The organism is Prevotella communis (assembly GCF_022024175.1).
GTDB classification, from domain to species: Bacteria; Bacteroidota; Bacteroidia; order Bacteroidales; family Bacteroidaceae; genus Prevotella; species Prevotella communis.
On sequence record NZ_CP091794.1, the window covers coordinates 2,753,908 to 2,771,864 of the forward strand.

General features: G+C 49.8%; 17 protein-coding genes. 15 read left to right on the forward strand and 2 right to left on the reverse strand.

Features of this window, described 5'->3' with window-relative positions:
* Positions 1–3 precede the first annotated feature (3 nt).
* From L6466_RS11145 to cbiD, 15 genes are all read left to right on the forward strand, one after another.
* On the forward strand, positions 4–702 hold the full coding sequence (locus L6466_RS11145; protein ID WP_237812977.1) for a precorrin-2 C(20)-methyltransferase: 699 nt from the start codon (positions 4–6) through the stop codon (positions 700–702).
* 33 nt (positions 703–735) lie between these two features.
* Complete coding sequence (locus L6466_RS11150; protein ID WP_237802856.1) at positions 736–1,992, forward strand: cobyrinic acid a,c-diamide synthase CobB; 1,257 nt, start codon at positions 736–738, stop codon at positions 1,990–1,992.
* A complete protein-coding gene (locus L6466_RS11155) occupies positions 1,989–3,458 on the forward strand; it encodes a cobyric acid synthase (RefSeq protein ID WP_237812979.1) in 1,470 nt (489 codons plus the stop codon). Before L6466_RS11150 ends, L6466_RS11155 begins: the two co-directional genes overlap by 4 nt.
* A complete protein-coding gene (locus L6466_RS11160; RefSeq protein ID WP_237802853.1) occupies positions 3,451–4,425 on the forward strand; it encodes an aminotransferase class I/II-fold pyridoxal phosphate-dependent enzyme in 975 nt (324 codons plus the stop codon). The genes L6466_RS11155 and L6466_RS11160 overlap by 8 nt, the downstream gene beginning before the upstream one ends.
* Positions 4,418–5,335: an adenosylcobinamide-phosphate synthase CbiB gene (gene cbiB / locus L6466_RS11165; protein WP_237812981.1), complete on the forward strand. Its 918-nt coding sequence runs from the start codon at positions 4,418–4,420 to the stop codon at positions 5,333–5,335. The genes L6466_RS11160 and cbiB overlap by 8 nt, the downstream gene beginning before the upstream one ends.
* 12 nt (positions 5,336–5,347) lie before the next feature.
* Complete coding sequence (gene cobJ, locus L6466_RS11170; RefSeq protein ID WP_237812982.1) at positions 5,348–6,763, forward strand: precorrin-3B C(17)-methyltransferase; 1,416 nt, start codon at positions 5,348–5,350, stop codon at positions 6,761–6,763.
* A 124-nt stretch (positions 6,764–6,887) separates the two neighbouring features.
* A complete protein-coding gene (locus tag L6466_RS11175; protein WP_237812983.1) occupies positions 6,888–7,451 on the forward strand; it encodes a DUF4252 domain-containing protein in 564 nt (187 codons plus the stop codon).
* A 16-nt stretch (positions 7,452–7,467) separates the two neighbouring features.
* The gene (locus tag L6466_RS11180) at positions 7,468–8,280 is read left to right on the forward strand and encodes a hypothetical protein (RefSeq protein ID WP_237802849.1); all 813 of its coding nucleotides are present in this window, start codon (positions 7,468–7,470) and stop codon (positions 8,278–8,280) included.
* Positions 8,281–8,283: 3 nt separating this feature from the next.
* Positions 8,284–8,796 (forward strand): RNA polymerase sigma factor, encoded by a 513-nt coding sequence (locus L6466_RS11185; RefSeq protein WP_237802848.1) that lies wholly within the window; start codon positions 8,284–8,286, stop codon positions 8,794–8,796.
* A complete protein-coding gene (locus tag L6466_RS11190) occupies positions 8,784–9,203 on the forward strand; it encodes a hypothetical protein (protein WP_237802847.1) in 420 nt (139 codons plus the stop codon). Before L6466_RS11185 ends, L6466_RS11190 begins: the two co-directional genes overlap by 13 nt.
* Positions 9,184–9,654 carry a DUF4252 domain-containing protein gene (locus L6466_RS11195; RefSeq protein WP_237802846.1) on the forward strand — a complete coding sequence of 157 codons (471 nt, stop codon included), beginning with the start codon at positions 9,184–9,186 and terminating at the stop codon, positions 9,652–9,654. Before L6466_RS11190 ends, L6466_RS11195 begins: the two co-directional genes overlap by 20 nt.
* A 6-nt stretch (positions 9,655–9,660) precedes the next feature.
* Positions 9,661–10,980, forward strand: a complete 1,320-nt coding sequence (gene cbiE, locus L6466_RS11200) for a precorrin-6y C5,15-methyltransferase (decarboxylating) subunit CbiE (protein WP_237802845.1) — start codon at positions 9,661–9,663, stop codon at positions 10,978–10,980.
* Positions 10,977–12,113 carry a hypothetical protein gene (locus L6466_RS11205; RefSeq protein WP_237802844.1) on the forward strand — a complete coding sequence of 379 codons (1,137 nt, stop codon included), beginning with the start codon at positions 10,977–10,979 and terminating at the stop codon, positions 12,111–12,113. The genes cbiE and L6466_RS11205 overlap by 4 nt, the downstream gene beginning before the upstream one ends.
* The gene (cobM, locus tag L6466_RS11210) at positions 12,110–13,888 is read left to right on the forward strand and encodes a precorrin-4 C(11)-methyltransferase (protein ID WP_237812984.1); all 1,779 of its coding nucleotides are present in this window, start codon (positions 12,110–12,112) and stop codon (positions 13,886–13,888) included. Before L6466_RS11205 ends, cobM begins: the two co-directional genes overlap by 4 nt.
* Before the next feature lie 19 nt (positions 13,889–13,907).
* Positions 13,908–15,725 (forward strand): cobalt-precorrin-5B (C(1))-methyltransferase CbiD, encoded by a 1,818-nt coding sequence (gene cbiD, locus L6466_RS11215; RefSeq protein ID WP_237802841.1) that lies wholly within the window; start codon positions 13,908–13,910, stop codon positions 15,723–15,725.
* Here cbiD and L6466_RS11220 read toward each other — a convergent pair.
* Positions 15,682–16,704 carry an iron ABC transporter permease gene (locus tag L6466_RS11220; RefSeq protein WP_091815248.1) on the reverse strand — a complete coding sequence of 341 codons (1,023 nt, stop codon included), beginning with the start codon at positions 16,702–16,704 and terminating at the stop codon, positions 15,682–15,684. The genes cbiD and L6466_RS11220 overlap by 44 nt on opposite strands.
* Complete coding sequence (locus tag L6466_RS11225; protein ID WP_237812985.1) at positions 16,701–17,876, reverse strand: ABC transporter substrate-binding protein; 1,176 nt, start codon at positions 17,874–17,876, stop codon at positions 16,701–16,703. The genes L6466_RS11220 and L6466_RS11225 overlap by 4 nt, the downstream gene beginning before the upstream one ends.
* Positions 17,877–17,957 lie beyond the last annotated feature (81 nt).

Here is a 17,957-nt window from a genome sequence, read left to right on the forward strand (position 1 = left end):
CGTATGACGCCAATCACTTTCCTATCGCTAGGCCCCGGCGAGCCTGAGTTGCTGACCATCAAAGCCCTGAAAACTTTGAAGGATGCTGATGTAGTGATGGTGCCTGCTACAAGGAATAATGAAGGAATATTGAAATCACGTGCCACAGACATTATCAGCGAGTGGCATTTAGAAAACCGTTTGATGGTCTATGAGCTACCTATGCTCAAAGACCGTCAAGCGGTATCTTTGGTTTATGACAGCATCTTTGCCGATTGCGTCAGGCTCTATCATGAAGGGCAACGCATCGTGGTGGCTGTTGAAGGCGACGTAAGCATCTATGCCTCTATCCATTATGTGATGGAACGCTTAGAGGAAGCAAGTATTCCTGTGGTACAATCGGCTGGCATCCCTTCGTTTATTGCCGCTGCAGCCTCAGCTGGACTCTCGCTTATCAGTCAGCAACAGCGACTCACCATTCTGCCTGGCGATGCTGACGCAGAGATGCTCCACCAGCTATTGAGCAGCAACCATGTGGTTGTCGTGATGAAACTATCACAATGTCAGGAGGCCGTGAAAGATTTTCTGCGTCGGAACCCACAAACAACTTGTCATTATTTCGAGAATGTAGGCACTCCCGAAGCCTACCATACCTCATTGTCTGACGAGATTTTGTCTCGTCATATTCCCTATTTCTCACTTTGCGTCATCTATCCTGCCTGATTTCGCAAAAAACTTTGTACCTTTGTCACCTGTATGAAGTCGGCATTTCTCATAGCAGCACCAACCAGCGGCAGTGGTAAGACGACCATTGCACGCGGCCTGATGGCTCTTCTCACACAGAAGGGCTATAGCGTGCAACCCTTCAAATGCGGACCCGACTATATAGACACGAAATTTCACAAGGCCGTATGTGGTCGCCCGAGCATCAACCTGGACTCCTTCATGGCAACCCCTGAGCATATCCACGACCTCTTTGAGCATTATGGCAAAGGGGCTGATGTATGTATCGTAGAGGGGATGATGGGACTCTTTGATGGTTACGACCGTGACAAAGGTTCTTCAGCAGAGATTGCCAGCATACTGCGACTACCCGTCATTCTGGTTGTCGATGCCAAGAGTGCTGCCTACTCTATGGCACCACTGCTGCAAGGCTTCATCAACTTCCGAAAGGACGTGCATATCGCAGGTGTGATATTCAACAAGGTGGGGTCATCAAGACATTTTGAGATGCTCCGTCAGGTATGCGACGATTTGCAGATTACCTGTTTTGGCTATCTTCCAAAAAAAAGTTCGCTGGAGCAAGGCTCACGCTACCTGGGACTGGACTTCTCTGAAAAAACAGAAAACGAGGAACTCATCAACTTGATAGAGTCACATATCGATTGGAAAAGCATCTGTTCCTCGTTAGTCCGAGAGCGACGGACTGTGCGTCCGAAGGCGACGGACTGTGCGTCCGAAGGCGACGGACTGAAAGTGAGCTGCGCACTCAATGCAGAAAGTTTCAGTTTCATTTATCAGGAAATCATCGACTCATTTGCCTCCGTCAGTTTCTTTGACCCAGAAAAAGACATACCCTCGCTGGAAGGTATCGACCTGCTCTATCTGCCAGGCGGCTACCCAGAGAAACATGTAGAAGCCTTAGTCAGGAACGAAGCCTGCAGAAAGGCAATCAGAGACTATGCTGAACAGGGAGGACGCATCATTGCGGAGTGCGGAGGGATGATGTACCTCTGTGAAAAAATTATCACCGACGAGGGTGAATATCCCATGTGCGGTGTTTTACCCTACACCATCACAGCACGCAAGGCAGACCGCAAATTATCCTTGGGTTATCGCCGCTTTATGCTCGACGGTCAGGAATATCGTGGACACGAATTCCATTACACCCAATTCGTAGAAGCACCAGAAAGCATCACGCAGGTCTATAATGCCAAAGGTGAACCAGTGCCAACGCCCATATTCAGATATAAAAACGTATTAGCCAGTTATACACATCTCTATCAAATATGAAACAAGCTCTCCACCCCATCATGTTCGCAGGTACAGGTAGCGATGTAGGCAAAAGCATCGTTGCAGCAGCATTCTGTCGCATATTCAAGCAGGATGGCTACGAGCCTGCACCCTTTAAGGCACAGAACATGGCGCTGAACTCATACGCCACGCCAGAGGGGCTGGAGATTGGACGTGCCCAGGCCGTACAGGCTGAGGCAGCAGGCATTCCCTGTCATACGGACATGAACCCGCTATTGCTGAAGCCCCAAAGTGACCACACCTCGCAGGTCATTCTTAATGGGCGTCCCATCGGCAATAAGGATGCGTACGATTATTGGCGTCCCACCCAAAAATCGCCCATTAATCCCACTAAGCCCAACACCCCCATCGACTTCCAATCAGAGGTCCATGCCGCTTTCGACCGTCTTGCCTCACGCTATAACCCTATCGTGATGGAGGGCGCAGGCAGTATTGCAGAGATAAACCTGAAGGACAGGGACCTGGTCAACATGTCGATGGCTCGCCATGCCAAGGCAGATGTCATCTTAGTAGGCGATATCGACCGAGGCGGTGTCTTCGCCAGCGTCTATGGCAGCATCATGCTTCAGTCGTCAGAGGACCGTAAACTTATCAAGGGTGTTATCATCAATAAGTTCAGGGGCGACATGCGTCTCTTCGATGAAGGCAGAAAGATGTTGGAAGACATCTGTGGGGTGCCAGTACTTGGTGTTATACCTTATTATAAGGACATCTATATCGAGGAGGAAGACAGCGTCAGTCTGGAGAAGAAACGCAAGCAACTGGCAGAGGGAAAGGTAAACATCGCCGTCGTCCTGCTACGCCATATCAGCAACTATACCGATTTCGACACGCTGGAGCGCGACCCACGTGTCAACCTCTTCTATACCAACAACACGCAAGACATCAGTCAGGCGGACATCATCATCCTGCCTGGCACGAAGTCAACCCTCGACGACCTTATGGAACTGCGTCGCAACGGATGTGCGCAGGCTATCCAGCGGGCCCATCGCGACGGAAAGATGGTCATCGGCATCTGCGGAGGTTATCAGATGTTGGGTCAGTCTATCGACGACCCGGAAGGTATAGAAGGTGACATCAAGCATCTGCCAGGACTTGGTCTGCTGCCTATCCACACCACCATGGGAGCTGACAAGACCACGAAGCAGGTCACGTTCCAATTCGACGGACAGACATGTCAGGGCTATGAGATTCATCAGGGTGTCAGCGATACCGATGAGGCCATCCTGCAGTCCGGCCATTGCATCGGCACCTACATCCACGGCTTCCTCGACAATGCAGCAGTTATTGAGTATGTGTTAAGAGGTAAGAAGTTAGAGGGAAGAGGTGAGAGGGCTGTTTCTTATCGCGATTTCAAGGAGCAGCAGTACGACAAATTGGCTGAGCACGTACGTCAGCATGTAGATATAGAACGCATCTATCAAATACTCTCAAGCAATGATTAAAGGACACGGTGACGATATATATGAGTATGAAGGCATCAAGAGCGACTTTTCGTCGAACATCTGCCAGAATCCAGCTGCCTGCCAGGCAGTAACAGACTATCTGTCAAAACGCCCAGAGTTGTTAGCGCATTATCCAGAGCCTGAGGCATGGTCACTGGAAGAAAAACTCGCTGAGCGTGAAAACGTCAGTCCTGAGAATATTATCGTCACCAGTGGTGCTACTGAGGCCATCTACCTTATAGCCCAGACTTTCCGCTATCAGCCGCACATACCGCAGCCAACATTCAGCGAATATGCCGATGCCTGCAAAATATTCTCCCCTTACACAAAGAGTAAGAATAGTATCTGGATATGCAATCCCAATAACCCCACAGGACTCATGCTTTCTACTGGGAAGCTGGATGACGCTCTGTTTTATTTTAATCTGGTCGTCATAGATCAATCGTACGAACACTACACCACCCAACCTCTCTTGACAGCAGCAGAAGCCATCAGGAGAAAGAAAATTATCCTGCTGCACTCCATGACAAAGACATACGCTGTACCAGGACTACGCTTAGGCTATATTGTTACTTCGAGGCAGTTGGCTGAAAAATTGCGAAAGAACCTGCGCCCATGGAGTGTATCCTCATTAGCTATTGAGGCTGGTAAGTTCCTGCTTCAGCATGACGAACTCATCTGTCGGCCCAACCTTGCAGAAGCTCAACGATTACGAGATATGCTCAGTCATATTGAAGGTATAAGTGTTGAAGCTACTCAGACCAATTTCATGCTCTGCCGCCTAGAAAAAGCTTCAGCTCATGACCTTAAAGAGTATCTGGCTCGTGAGCATCATATTCTCATTCGCGACTGTTCCAACTTCGAAGGTCTAACACCCAGCCATTTCCGCGTAGCATCACAGACACCTTCTGAGAATGATGCACTTGTAGATGTCATCAACCAATATATCGCATCAAGAAATGGATAACTGGATGATTGCCATATTGCCCCTGCTCCTCGGTTGGTTCCTCGACCTAATCTTTGGCGACCCAAGCAGACTGCCCCACCCCATTGTGTGGTTCGGCAAAGCCATCGCTTTTTTTGAACACAGACTGAACAAAGGTCATCATCGTAAACTTAAGGGAGCCGTTACGGCATTACTCCTTATTGCAATGACCTATGCCATAGGTCTGATTATCAATTGTCAATTATCAATTATCAATTTCATCCTCGTCTTTTTCTGCCTGGCCGGCACCACCCTCATCCGTGAAGTACGAGAAGTATTCCTGGCTGTGGATCGTTCTCTGGAAGAAGGCAGACAACAGGTGGCTCGTATCGTGGGACGCGACACCACAGAATTGTCGGCACAGGAGGTAAGAACGGCTGCTTTGGAAACACTCGCAGAGAACCTGAGCGACGGTGTCATCGCCCCTCTGTTCTGGTTTGCCATCCTTGGCGTTCCAGGCATGTTAACCTATAAGATGATTAACACCCTCGACTCGATGATTGGGTATAAGACAGAACGGTATAAGGACTTTGGCTGCTGGGCTGCCCATATCGACGATGTCGCCAACTATATCCCAGCCCGACTGACGGCACTTTTAATGGCAATCGCATCACCCCGGAAAGGCTTGCTCCGCTTCATCTGGAGAAACGGACGACGTCACGCCTCACCTAACAGCGGATACCCTGAAGCCGCCCTTGCAGGCATCCTGAATTGTCGTTTCGGAGGCCCCCACTATTACTTCGGACAACTCTTCCCCAAACCTTATATCGGCGAGAACGAGCGCGAACTGACCACCGCCGACATGAAGCATGCCGTTCGCATCAACCGCATCGCTGAGGTACTGATGGTTTTTCTCGTTATGATATGCCTCATTCTCAAAAATATTCTCTAACTTTGCAGCAGTATGAAGAAGATTATTATTGCAGGCTTAGGACCTGGTAGCCCAGAAGATATGACACCCGCTGTGATGGAGGCCGTGAAAGAAGCTGACATTGTGGTAGGCTATAAATACTATTTCCAGTTCATCAAACCATTCATCAAGCCTGAATGCGAATGCATTGACACAGGTATGAAGAAAGAACGCGAACGAGCTGAGATGGCATTTAAGCTGGCAGAGCAGGGAAATACTGTTGTCGTTATTTCAAGTGGCGACGCAGGTATCTACGGCATGGCCCCACTCATCTACGAAATGCAGCGAAATCGCGCAGCCAGCGGTTCCCCCGCTGACATCGAAGTAGTGTCTCTCCCTGGTATCTCCGCCTTTCAGAAAGCAGCATCCCTGCTTGGCGCCCCCATCGGGCATGACCTCTGTATCATTTCCCTTTCAGACCTCATGACACCGTGGGCCGTGATTGAACGCCGTATCAAGGCAGCTGCCGTGGGCGATTTCGTCACCGCCATCTATAACCCTAAGTCGCATGGTCGCTATTGGCAGCTATACCGTCTGCAAGAGCTTTTCCTACAGGAACGCAGTGCCGGCACACCCGTAGGCTATGTACGCCAGGCAGGACGTGAAGAACAGGAAGTGAAACTCACCACCCTCAGCGAGTTAGACCCTGAGGACATCGATATGTTTACCGTTGTACTGATTGGTAATTCCCAGTCATATATCAACGACGGGAAATTCATCACGCCTCGCGGCTACTATCGTGAGGAGAAGCAGGAGGACATAAAGCCCGGTCAGTCTATCATGATGGAAAGTTTCCGAACGATACGTTCCGAGATGCAGCATCCTGATGTGCCTGCATGGCGTCTATGGCCGTTGCTACACGCCATTCATACGACGGTAGACTTCGGCATGGAAGAGTGTCTTTGGATGGACGACCGTGCTACGGAGATATTATATAATAAGGTGGTTGACGGCAGTCTGAAACATATTGTCACCGACGTCACAATGGCTGCAAGCGGTATCCGTAAGGGTGCTTTGGAGCGACTGGGCATCGAGGTGCATTGTTACATCAACGACCCTCGTTCCAAGCAGATGGCAGACGAGAAAGGCATCACCCGCAGTCAGGCTTGCATGCAACTGGCAGCGGAGGAATATCCCGAGGCGCTCTATGTGGTAGGCAATGCGCCAACGGCACTTTTCGAGATTTGCGACTTGGTGCGTAAAGGCAAGATGCATCCCGTGGGAATCATTGCGGCACCAGTCGGTTTTGTGCATGTTTGCGAAAGTAAACATGCCGTCAAGACATTGAAGCAGATACCCAAGATGATTGTCGAGGGCCGCAAGGGCGGAAGCAATCTTGCCGCCACACTCTGCAACGCCATTCTGACCTTTGATGATGCCGCCCAACTGAAGCCTGGACGTGACCTGTAGAAAAAAACAAAAAAATATCAACTTCTTTGTAACAAGTTCTATGAAATACCCGTATGTATGATTAGAAGGGTCAATCAAAGAGGCCTTAAACATTAAAGATTAACAATTAAAAATTAAAAGAATTATGAAGTATTCATCTAAGACATTCAATCCTTTGAAGAGTATGAAGAAGTTGGCCATCTGCGTCATGTTGGTTCTCGTTTGCATCAATGCCAATGCTGAGTGCAAAGATTTCGACAAACTGGCTAAGATGGAAGGCGTGGAGTTCACACACATTAATAAAGATATCGTAAAACAAGCTTTTGAATCTGGCGAAGGCCTTCACCTTGGAGAAGCCATTAACATTGATGACGAAGATGGCATGATTCTTAAAAAAATAGCTGATGTCAAAGTGTTCAGACGCGAAGGAGCAGACAATATTGAATCGTTCAAGAAAGCAGCTCTGAAGGTGCTGAAAAGCAAGAAATGGAACTCACTGATGGATACGAAAAATGATGAAGGACAGATCGTAAAAATATATCAGGCAAAGAAAGGAGAACAATTCACAAACGTTGTACTGGCAATTCAAGATGGTGAAGCTGTACTGGTTGTCATCGACGGCACATTAGACCTGGCCAAGATGTTTAATGGAGGCTATGACGACGAAGAGGATGATGAGGATGAAGACGAAGAAGAAGATGAGGACTAATCCAAAAAGATGATATATGAAACAGGTTCTTTTATCAATCATGATGCTGCTCTGCGTAGGGAATGCCTTCGGGCAGACACCTGCCAAGTTGATAGAGAAATACAAGGCTGTGCCTGGTGCGGTGTATGAGAATACGACAAATGAGAGTCTCAAGGATCTTGAGAAGGGGGATACCATCCTGTCTGCCGATGAAATCGCCAAACTGAAGAAACACTTCAAGAAGAGCGAACAGGTGCAAATCCAGAATGTCAGCGAGGAACAGTTGGCAGAAATCAACAAGGACATCAAAGCCCTGAAGAACTACGAACTGCTGTTCGAAACAGTCCGCAACGCTGGCTCTAAGAGTTTAGGAGATTCTGCTAATGTGGTTAAGCAAATGATTTCTGATTTCCTGAATCCAACTGTCAAGATGCGATGCTACGGCAAGGTGGACGGCAAGATGGTCAGCGACCTGCTGATACGCCTCGACATTTGGAACACGGTAGCGCTCTCGTATATAGACACCAAGATCGACAGGGACGTCTGGATGAAGTTGCAGGAAAGAAGTAGTTTTTCTACTAGCGATGACGATGATGACGATGATGATAGCAGTGTGGACATGAAGGAGACCCTCAAAGATGTCGAAAAAGGTAACGTCCTCATTGTCATCAATGGCGAAGAGCATCCTGAACTTCACTCGACAAAGGAAGCTGAAGAATATATGAGACAGCAACAAATCTCGTTCAACAACCAGAATTGGATTGTGGGCAAAGCTGTCAAGGAGAAATATCCACATACTAAGAAGAACGTGGTGATAGAATTCTCTCGCAATGATAAAGAGCAGAAATAGCCAATGGACGCACGGGAGTTCAAACAGCGGTACATGCCCCATCATCAGGTGCTCTATCGGGTAGCCTATCACCTGACGGGCAATGAACAGGACGCCGAAGACCTGCTTCAGGACCTATACCTGAAACTCTGGCAGAAGCGCGACGACCTGCCCGATGAGGCGATGAAGGAAGCTTATCTCGTGACAATGATACGACATCTGTTCGTAGATCAACGGCGATTGAAACACCTGGATGCCTCGGCAGAACTGAAGAATGAGGACGGGCCACCCGATGAACGGAATCTCGATTATCAGATAGACGCCAGAGACGAGGCTCAAAAGATGGAGGGACTCATCAGTCAACTGCCTGAAAGGGAGGCACGAATCATTCAGATGCACCTGATGGACGACCGCTCATACGAGGAGATAGAGCAAGACACAGGACTCTCGCAAGGCAATATCCGCATCATCGTGATGCGAACAAAAAAGAAACTTAAGCAACAATTTCAAAATATCACGAAGACATGGACGAACTGAATCTGAAAACGTTAGAACAAATACCCATTCCCGAAGGATTGGAAGAGCGTCTGTCGGCTAAGATTGACGAATGGGAAAAAGAAGAGAAACAGCAGAAAGCCCAGCGCCGCACGCTGCGCCCCAACATTTTGCGCTATACGGCAGCAGCCGCCTGCATCGTCTTTGTCTTAGGAGTAGGCATACACCTGCTGAGTCAGGACAAATACATGAACCTGGCCGAACAGGATACTTACCAAGATCCGCTGCTGGCACAACAGGAGGCTCAGAAAGCCCTCACCCTGCTGGCCGTCAATCTGAACAAAGGCATGGGACAGTTGAAAAAAGCAAAGGCCCTGAGCGACAAGACGGAAAAAACATTCAACGAACAATTAAAGGTATTGAAACGATATGAAACAGACAATCATTAAGGCCCTCCTCTGCGTGGTGGTGACTCTGTGCAGCCTCAACGCCAGTGCTCAAGTCAAGGCATTCGAAAAATATGCCGACATGAAGAATGTCACGTATGTGTTCATCTCGAAATTTATGCTCGGCATGGCAGGCAAGAACACTGATTTCTCTGTACCTGGCATCAATGCGAAGTCTTTAAGCAATAAGCTCTCTGGCATCCAGATTATCACTACTGAGAACAAGAGTGCCCTGACAAAGCTAAAGAACGACGTCAAGGGTATCATCGCAAAAGACAAATATGAGCTGATGATGCAGATAAACGAGGACGACAGTAAAGTTAATATCTACCACCATATAGGTAAACAACAGTCAGCAGTCATCATGCTTATAGAGGAAGATAACGAACTGGTTACGATGGTCTTCTCGGGCAAGTTCACATTAGAAGACGTGATGAAGATGACCCAAAATTAGGATAGAATGGAGCAAGCGAGATTTGTCATCATTGGCATTACAGATCATCCGGCACCATGGTTTCCGCCAGAGGTGCTGGATGTTATACGTCATGGAAAAATCTTCTCAGGCGGCAAACGGCATCACGACATCGTGGCGTCATTGCTGCCTGAGGGTGCAGAATGGATCGACATCACCGTGCCGCTGGATACTGTATTTGAAGCCTATCACCATGCCGCTCACTTCTCCGAGGGGGCTCCCATCGTCGTCTTCGCCAGTGGCGACCCGCTTTTCTTTGGGTTCGCCAATACTGTCAAGCGAAAGATGCCTGACGCAGAGATAGTGGTCTATCCCACTTTCAACTCCCTGCAACTCCTCGCTCATCGTCTTGTAATGCCCTATCACGACATGCGCATCGTATCCTTGACAGGACGTCCCTGGCCAGAGTTCGACCGCGCTCTCATAGAGCGGGCAGAGAAGATTGGCATCCTGACCGACAAGGAGCATACACCTGCCGCTATCGCACAACGAATGCTGGAGTATGGCTACAGGGACTACATCATGCATATCGGCGAGCACCTGGGCAACCCGCAACAGGAGAAGGTTAGTACACTCACTCTTGAGGAGGCATCCCAGCGCGAATTTACCATGCCTAACTGCGTGATTCTCTGCGGAAAAACCGCAGAGCACACGAGGACCTTCGGTATTCCTGATGCCAGTTTCTCCCTCCTTGACGGTCGCGAGAAGATGATTACCAAGATGCCCATCCGTCTTCTGACCCTTCAGGCTCTCGACCTGCCCCATCGCCACGTTCTATGGGATATCGGTGCCTGCACGGGCAGCATCAGTATCGAGGCCCGCCTACTGTTCCCGCATCTTCAGATTGAAGCTTTCGAGATCCGTCCTGAATGTGAAGCCATCATCCAGGAAAACGCCCGCCGCTTTGGTGCTCCAGGCATCAACATCCATATCGGCGACTTCCTCGATGCCACCACTCCTGCCACCACTCCTGCCACCACTCCTGCCACCACTCCCATCGTATCTCCGATGGGTTCTCCGATGAGTTCTCCGATGAGTTCCCCGATGGGTTCTCCCGATGCAGTATTCATCGGCGGACATGGTGGTCACCTCAAGGAGATTATGGAAAAGGTGCTGACGGTACTTACAGATAACGGCATCATCGTCTTCAACAGCGTCACCTCTCCTAAAGTTCCCACCAATAGTCGTGCTCTATGGGACGAGGCCTGCCAAGACCTCGGACTCCAACAAGGGCGCCCCCTTCATATTCAACTCAACGACTATAATCCAATAGAGATACTAACAGCATTTAAATCAAATAAACTATGAAACAAGACATCGCCATCTATACCCTGACTTCCGAACTGCATGACGAGAAAGCTGTGACAACGATGACAACGGCTTTCCTTGAGAGTCTGGGAATAGAGTATCAGCTGAAAGGCACCGACTATAGCGACTATGGCAGTCACGCCCTCAACCTGATATATGTCCGCACTGGCGGCACCGAAGGAATCTTCCGTCGTCTGCTCCCTGAGTTACAAAACAAGAGTCAGCGTCCGTTCTACCTGCTGACATCTGGCAAGAGTAATTCACTCGCAGCCTCTATGGAGATTCTGTCTTTCCTGCGTCAAAACGACATCTGTGGTGAGATTATCCATGGCGACAGCGATTATATCACCCGTCGTATCCATCTGTTATCGAAGGTTGAAGAAGCCAAAAAGAAACTTTGCGGAACCCGTCTGGGTATCATCGGTGAACCTTCTGACTGGCTGATTTCCAGTCACGCAGACAGAGCAAAGGTAAAGGAGATGTTAGGAATAGAACTGATAGACATCCCCATGCAGGAACTGCTTGATGAAATTGGCGACACAAAGCAAATATACGAGTCACTGAAGGTACTCATCAACAGATACCAGTTGCAAGGATTTACCCTAAGATGCTTTGACCTGCTCACCACCGTAAAGGATACTGGCTGCATGGCTTTAGCCAAGCTGAACAGCGAGGGTTATGTAGCTGGTTGCGAGGGCGACGTCCCCGCCATGCTATCCATGATGATTGTCCGCTCATTGTTGGACATCTCCGGCTTCCAAGCCAACCCCTCACGTATCAATCCAGAGACCGGCGAGATGCTCTTTGCTCATTGCACCATACCTCTTGACATGGTAGAGCATTATGAACTCGATACCCATTTCGAGTCGGGCATTGGAACAGGCATACGTGGCTATATGAAAGAAGGTCCCGTCACCATCTTCAAGGTCGCAGGCAACCTCTCACGCTCTTTCATCGCCGAAGGTGAACTAGTCCGTAATGAGGCCAAGCCAGACCTCTGTCGCACCCAACAGGTGATACGACTCTCAGACAAGAGTCTCACCACCAGTTATTTTCTCACGAATCCAATAGGCAACCATCATATCATCATGCCTGGCCACTGCAAACAACTCTTAGAACACCTACTTAAATGAACAAAATAGCTATCATACAAATCAATGAGGCTGGTGAACCGATTACCACCCGCCTGCAAAAGAAATACCCCAAAGCCGAGATTATCAGTCGCGATTCCGTAGGGAGCAACTGGAAGGCATTCGACGCCTTCGTCTTCATCGGAGCCATGGGCATCTGCGTGCGAACCATTGCCCCGCTTATTGAGGACAAGCACAATGACCCTGCCGTGGTATGTATCGACAGTTTCGGTCAACATGTCATCGCTGTGCTATCCGGACATATAGGCGGGGCGAACGACCTGACACGAGACATCAGTGCTGCAATCGGTGGACAAGAGGTTATCACCACCCAGAGCGACAATGCAGGACTGTGGGCTCTCGACACATTTGAGAAACGTTTTAACTGGCCTATTGCCAGTGACATAGCAGACATGAACGACTGTATTTTTACATTTGTCAACCGTAAGCCTACAGCCTTACTACTTGAAATGCGTGACGAAGGCACCGACTATCTTGAACAGACCAAACCCGACCACGTGACCATCATCAATGATATCAGTGAAGCCGACCCGCAGAAATACGAACTTCTCATCATCGTATCTCCCTTCATCCACAAAACTCCCAACAACATGCTCGAACTGCATTTCGTACCAATGGTGGGGACAATAGGTTTTGGATTGGCTCATCACCCTGACAACTTCGAGTGCATCTACGACGAGATTGATGAAGCCCTTGCACAGCGCGGCATTTTGCCCTGTACCTATCGCTATTGCACCATCGACGTCAAAAAGGATGAAGAATTCTGTGAATTACTCAGAGAGGAATACAACGAAGAAGTCGAATTCTTTACAGCCGAGGAACTTGCTGCCATCAAGGTGCCTACCCCCAGTGCCACCGTCGAAAAACATGTAGGCACTCCAAGCGTGTGCGAAGCAGCAGCAATCTTAGGCTCCAATCATGGACAACTCATCATTCCAAAGATCAAAGGTAAGAATTGGACGGCGGCTTTAGCCATCGACGAGAAATATCTTAGGCATAAACAGGGCCACATCGAGATTGTCGGTGCCGGACCTGGCGACCCCGATCTGGTTAGCGTGCGCGGACGAAAGATGCTGGAACGTGCCGACCTGATTCTTTACGCTGGTTCGCTGGTGCCTAAGGCATTGACGGAATGTCATAAGCCAGGTGCCGTGGTGCGCTCGTCTGCCGATATGAACCTTGAAGAACAATGTGCCCTGATGAAGGAGCACTATGATAAGGGACACTCCATCGTTCGTCTGCATACGGGCGACCCCTGCATCTTCGGTGCCATACAGGAGCAGATGGCCTTCTTCGATGCCAACAATATGCACTATCATATCACCCCAGGTATCAGCAGTTTTTTGGCTGCAGCCGCAGAACTTAGGAGCCAGTTCACCATTCCTGAAAGGACGCAAACCATCATTCTGACCCGCGGCGAGGGGCGCACACCCATGCCTGAGAAGGAGCAGCTGCACCTCTTAGCAAAAAGCCAGAGCACCATGTGCATATTCCTCTCGGCCGCCATCGTGGACGACGTGCAAAAGGAGTTACTGCAGGAATACCCGGAGGATACCCCCGTGGCCGCCTGCTATCACCTGACGTGGCCCGACCAGAAAATCTATCGCGGAGTATTGAAAGATCTTGCGAAAATCGTGCACGACAATCACCTGACACTTACCACCATGCTCGTCGTCGGTGAGGCCATCGATAACCGTCAGGGACTATCGGAGTTATACAACAAGCATTTTACTCATTTATTTAGGAAAGGTAACTGAGCATCTTCTTCGTGCAGACATGATACTAATATTTGGAGGGACAACAGAAGGACGCAAAGCTGCAGAGGTGCTCGAAGAGAGCGGCTCAGCATTCTATTATAGTACAAAAACGGGCGAACAAGACATCACGCTCCATCATGGTACAGTCATCAGCGGTGCGATGGACAAGAAGACGATAACGGCGTTTGTCAGCAAGCACGAGATACGTCTGATTATAGATGCCGCCCATCCGTTTGCCTCTAAGTTACACGAAACGATAGGCAAAGTTTCCGCCGACTTACAAATACCCGTTGTGCGCTACGAGCGTATCTATCCGCCACGCGATTCCGACATCACATGGATTGACGACTACAGCGACCTCGACTATATACTCCCCTCCCTCAGCAGGGAGGGGCAGGGAGTGGGTCGGCTCCTCGCAACAACAGGCGTACAGAGCATCGGCAAGCTGAAACATCTGGAAGCTGAAGGGATAAAGGTCATTTATCGCATTCTTAACCGCGAAAGCAGCATCGTACTGGCTCACCAGCAAGGCGCCTCAGACAACCAGCTTTGCTATTACGATGACGGTGATATGCCCATTGCTGATACCATCCTGATGAAAGAGAGCGGTATCAGTGGTGGATTCATTGAGAAAGTAAATGAAGCACGTAGAAAAAACATGCGTATTATCGCCATCAAACGACCGGAGGGCTTCATGGCTCATGGGCTATGGTTCATGGTTAACGGTCCGCACGGACTAAGGAGAATGGTGGAAAAACTTCTGCCGGAGTTTTTCCCGCTGCACAGCGGACTAACCACAGGAACATGCGCCACAGCAGCCACCATCGCCGCCACCATTCGTCTCGTCAAAGGTGAGACACCTGCCGAGGTGCCCGTCCTGCTGCCCGATGGCGAGACCATCAACGTGTCCGTTGGTTATGCCGACGGCTACGCCTACTGCATCAAGGAGGCTGGCGATGACCCCGACGTTACAGACGGCATAGAGGTCCGCGCCAGTTGCCTACCCTACAGACCCACCCCCAGCCCCTCCCTGAATGGAGGGGAGTGGTTAGTCATTGAGGGCGGCGAGGGCATCGGTCGCTTCACCCTGCCTGGGTTTGATTTTCCCGTAGGCGAGCCTGCCATCAACAAGGGCCCGCGCGAGATGATTCGTCAGAACCTAGACAGTCTATTCACTCCCCTCCATTCAGGGAGGGGCTGGGGGTGGGTCTGTAGGCTTTCTGTCCCTGGCGGCGCCGAAATAGCCCGTCGTACCTTCAACCCGCGCCTTGGCATCGAGGGCGGTATCAGCATCATCGGTGTCAGCGGCATCGTCAAACCCTTCAGTGAAGAAGCTTTCATCGACAGTATCCGCAAGTGCATGACGGTAGCCAAAGCCAGCGGTTCCGACCGCGTGGTCATCAACAGCGGTGCCAAGAGTGAGCGCTTCCTCAAGGCCCTCTACCCCAGCCTGCCCCAACAAGCCTTTGTGCAATACGGAAACTATATCGGTGAGACGCTGCACATGGCCGCAGAGCTCACCATCCCCAACATCACCCTGGGCGTCATGCTGGGTAAAGCCATCAAACTGGCAGAAGGACAACTAGACACCCATAGTCGTAAAAGTACAATGAATATAGGCTTCATTCAGGAAATGCTGAACGAAGCCCATATAGAGATTTCTCTGGATAATATCACACTGGCAAGGGAGTTATGGGAAAGGATTCCTGAAGACCAGCTTCCGACCTTCTGCGATGTTGTCATCAGTCACTGTGAGACGTATTGCAGGCCCCTGCTACCCAACGGCAACCTCATCATCCTTCTGATTTCCGACGACGGAACAATACACTCGCGATGATAGGCGCACCCACCAGTGCCGTGACGGAATTAACGGGCAGGGCACCCTCGAATCCCGGCATACGCGCAATCAGGTTGCACAACAACGCCAATGCGGCACCAGCCAACATGGTGGCAGGCATCAGCACACGATGATCACTGGTACGGAAGATGGCACGCGCCAAATGGGGAACAGCCAATCCTATAAACATCACAGGACCGCAATAAGCCGTAACGATAGCCACAAGCGTGCCCGAGCATACAATCAGGAGCAGACGGGTACGACGGATATCCAGTCCCAAGTTACTGGCATAGGCATCGCCCAACATATACAGGTTCATGGCCTTCACAGTGAGCATACTCAACGGCAACAGGATACACATCAGTATCACGAAAAGCATCATCTGATCGCCAGACACACGGGCAAAGGAACCTAAGCCCCATACCACATAAGCACGGATATCCTCCTCGGCCGAGAAAAACTTCAGTACACCGATGATGGCTGTAGCCAGATAGCCAATCATCACACCAATAATCAGCAACGTCACACTGCTTCTCACCTTGGTTGCTACCCAAAGGATGAGACCCATCACAGCCAGGGCGCCAACAATTGCAGCTATACTGATAGCCACATCTCCCATGTAACCCAGTCGGCTCAAGGCTACGCCCCCAAGTGAACCAGACAGCAGTACCACACATGCTACGCCCAACGAGGCGCCATTGCTGATACCCAGCACCGAAGGGCCTGCCAGCGGATTGCGGAACACCGTCTGCATCTGCAGACCACTCACCGCCAATCCAGCACCTGCCACCAAAGCCGTCAAAGCTTGCGGCACACGCGAGGAGAATATAATATTTGTCCATATCTCATTGTCACCACCTCCCAGCAATATACGGCATACCTCTATCATGGGGATACGCACCGTACCCAACAGCAGGTTGAGCACGAAGAACAACACGATACTCAGCAGCAGGATAAGCAACAACAACGGACGTCTCATTTCAGCATACGATAAAAAGTCGGTTCATAGTCAGCAGGCATCAATTCCGGATGGAAAATAGCCACCAGGTCACTCAGCAACACATCAGGCATCACAGGCGACTTCTCATAATAGGGTGTCTGCTTCATGTTGCAATATATCACTTTCTTATCCTTGAAAGCCTTAAACAATTCATTACGAGGTTCACTGGCCTTCAGGGCATCATAGGAGAAGTCGCCCTCGTAACTATTCAGAATGCGCCAATAGTCAGCATTGGCAGCAGCGGCATACATCTCCTCAAACTCAATATTCACGCCGCCCGTATCATCATTGTCAAAGACATACCGTGCACCGGCGTCACGGAAAATCTGAGCCAGCGAGTTCTTACCTCCCACAGCATACCAGTTGCCGCCGTGCATCTCACCACTGAAAACAGTTGGAGAACCTTCCCCAGCACCTCCCTGTGAGGGATGGGAGTTATTTGCTACCTTCTCTTTCAAGTCGTTGTAACGATGTTCGATGCCGGCGAAGATTGAATCAGCCTCATGTTCCTTACCAATAAACAGTCCCACAAAACGAATCCATTCTGCCTGTCCTAGCGGGGTCAGTTCCTTATATCCCAGATGCGGAATAAGCGTGATACCCGTCTCCTTGATGGCATCATAGCCCCCACGCTTGAAGGGCGAGATAAAGATAACCTCCGGGTGAGCCGCAAGAATCAGTTCTGTGTCAAAGTTGCCCTCCATACCAATCTTCACCATGCGTCCATCCTTCACACGCTGACGAATATCCCGATTGAAGAGATTCTTCGTACCCGTGATGCCCCGTACAACATCAAGCGCATCAAGAGCCGTAAAGTTAGACAACTGCAACATGGTCATGACAAGTGTACGTTCAATGGGCACTTCCACTTTCGTATAGCCCTCCGGGACCTCGACATCCATACCCTTATCAACCAATGCAAAGTGATAACTCACAGGCATTTTTTCTTCATCATCCTGTGGGTCTGCCACATCAATCAGGCGGACGCCATTGTCAAGAACCTTGACGGAATAACCCTTTGCATAGCGGGGGGCCGCGCCCAGAGAATCTGCCTCCGTCAGTGCCAAGCCATTGGCACTATTCTTTCCACCGCCACAAGAAGAGGCGATGAGGGCAAAAACAATCACCAAAAAGGAAATATACGCTTTCATTATCATCAGTTTTTACAGAGCGCAAAGATACAACTTTTTTATGAATAATTTGGCTATCTCGACAAAAAGTATTACTTTTGC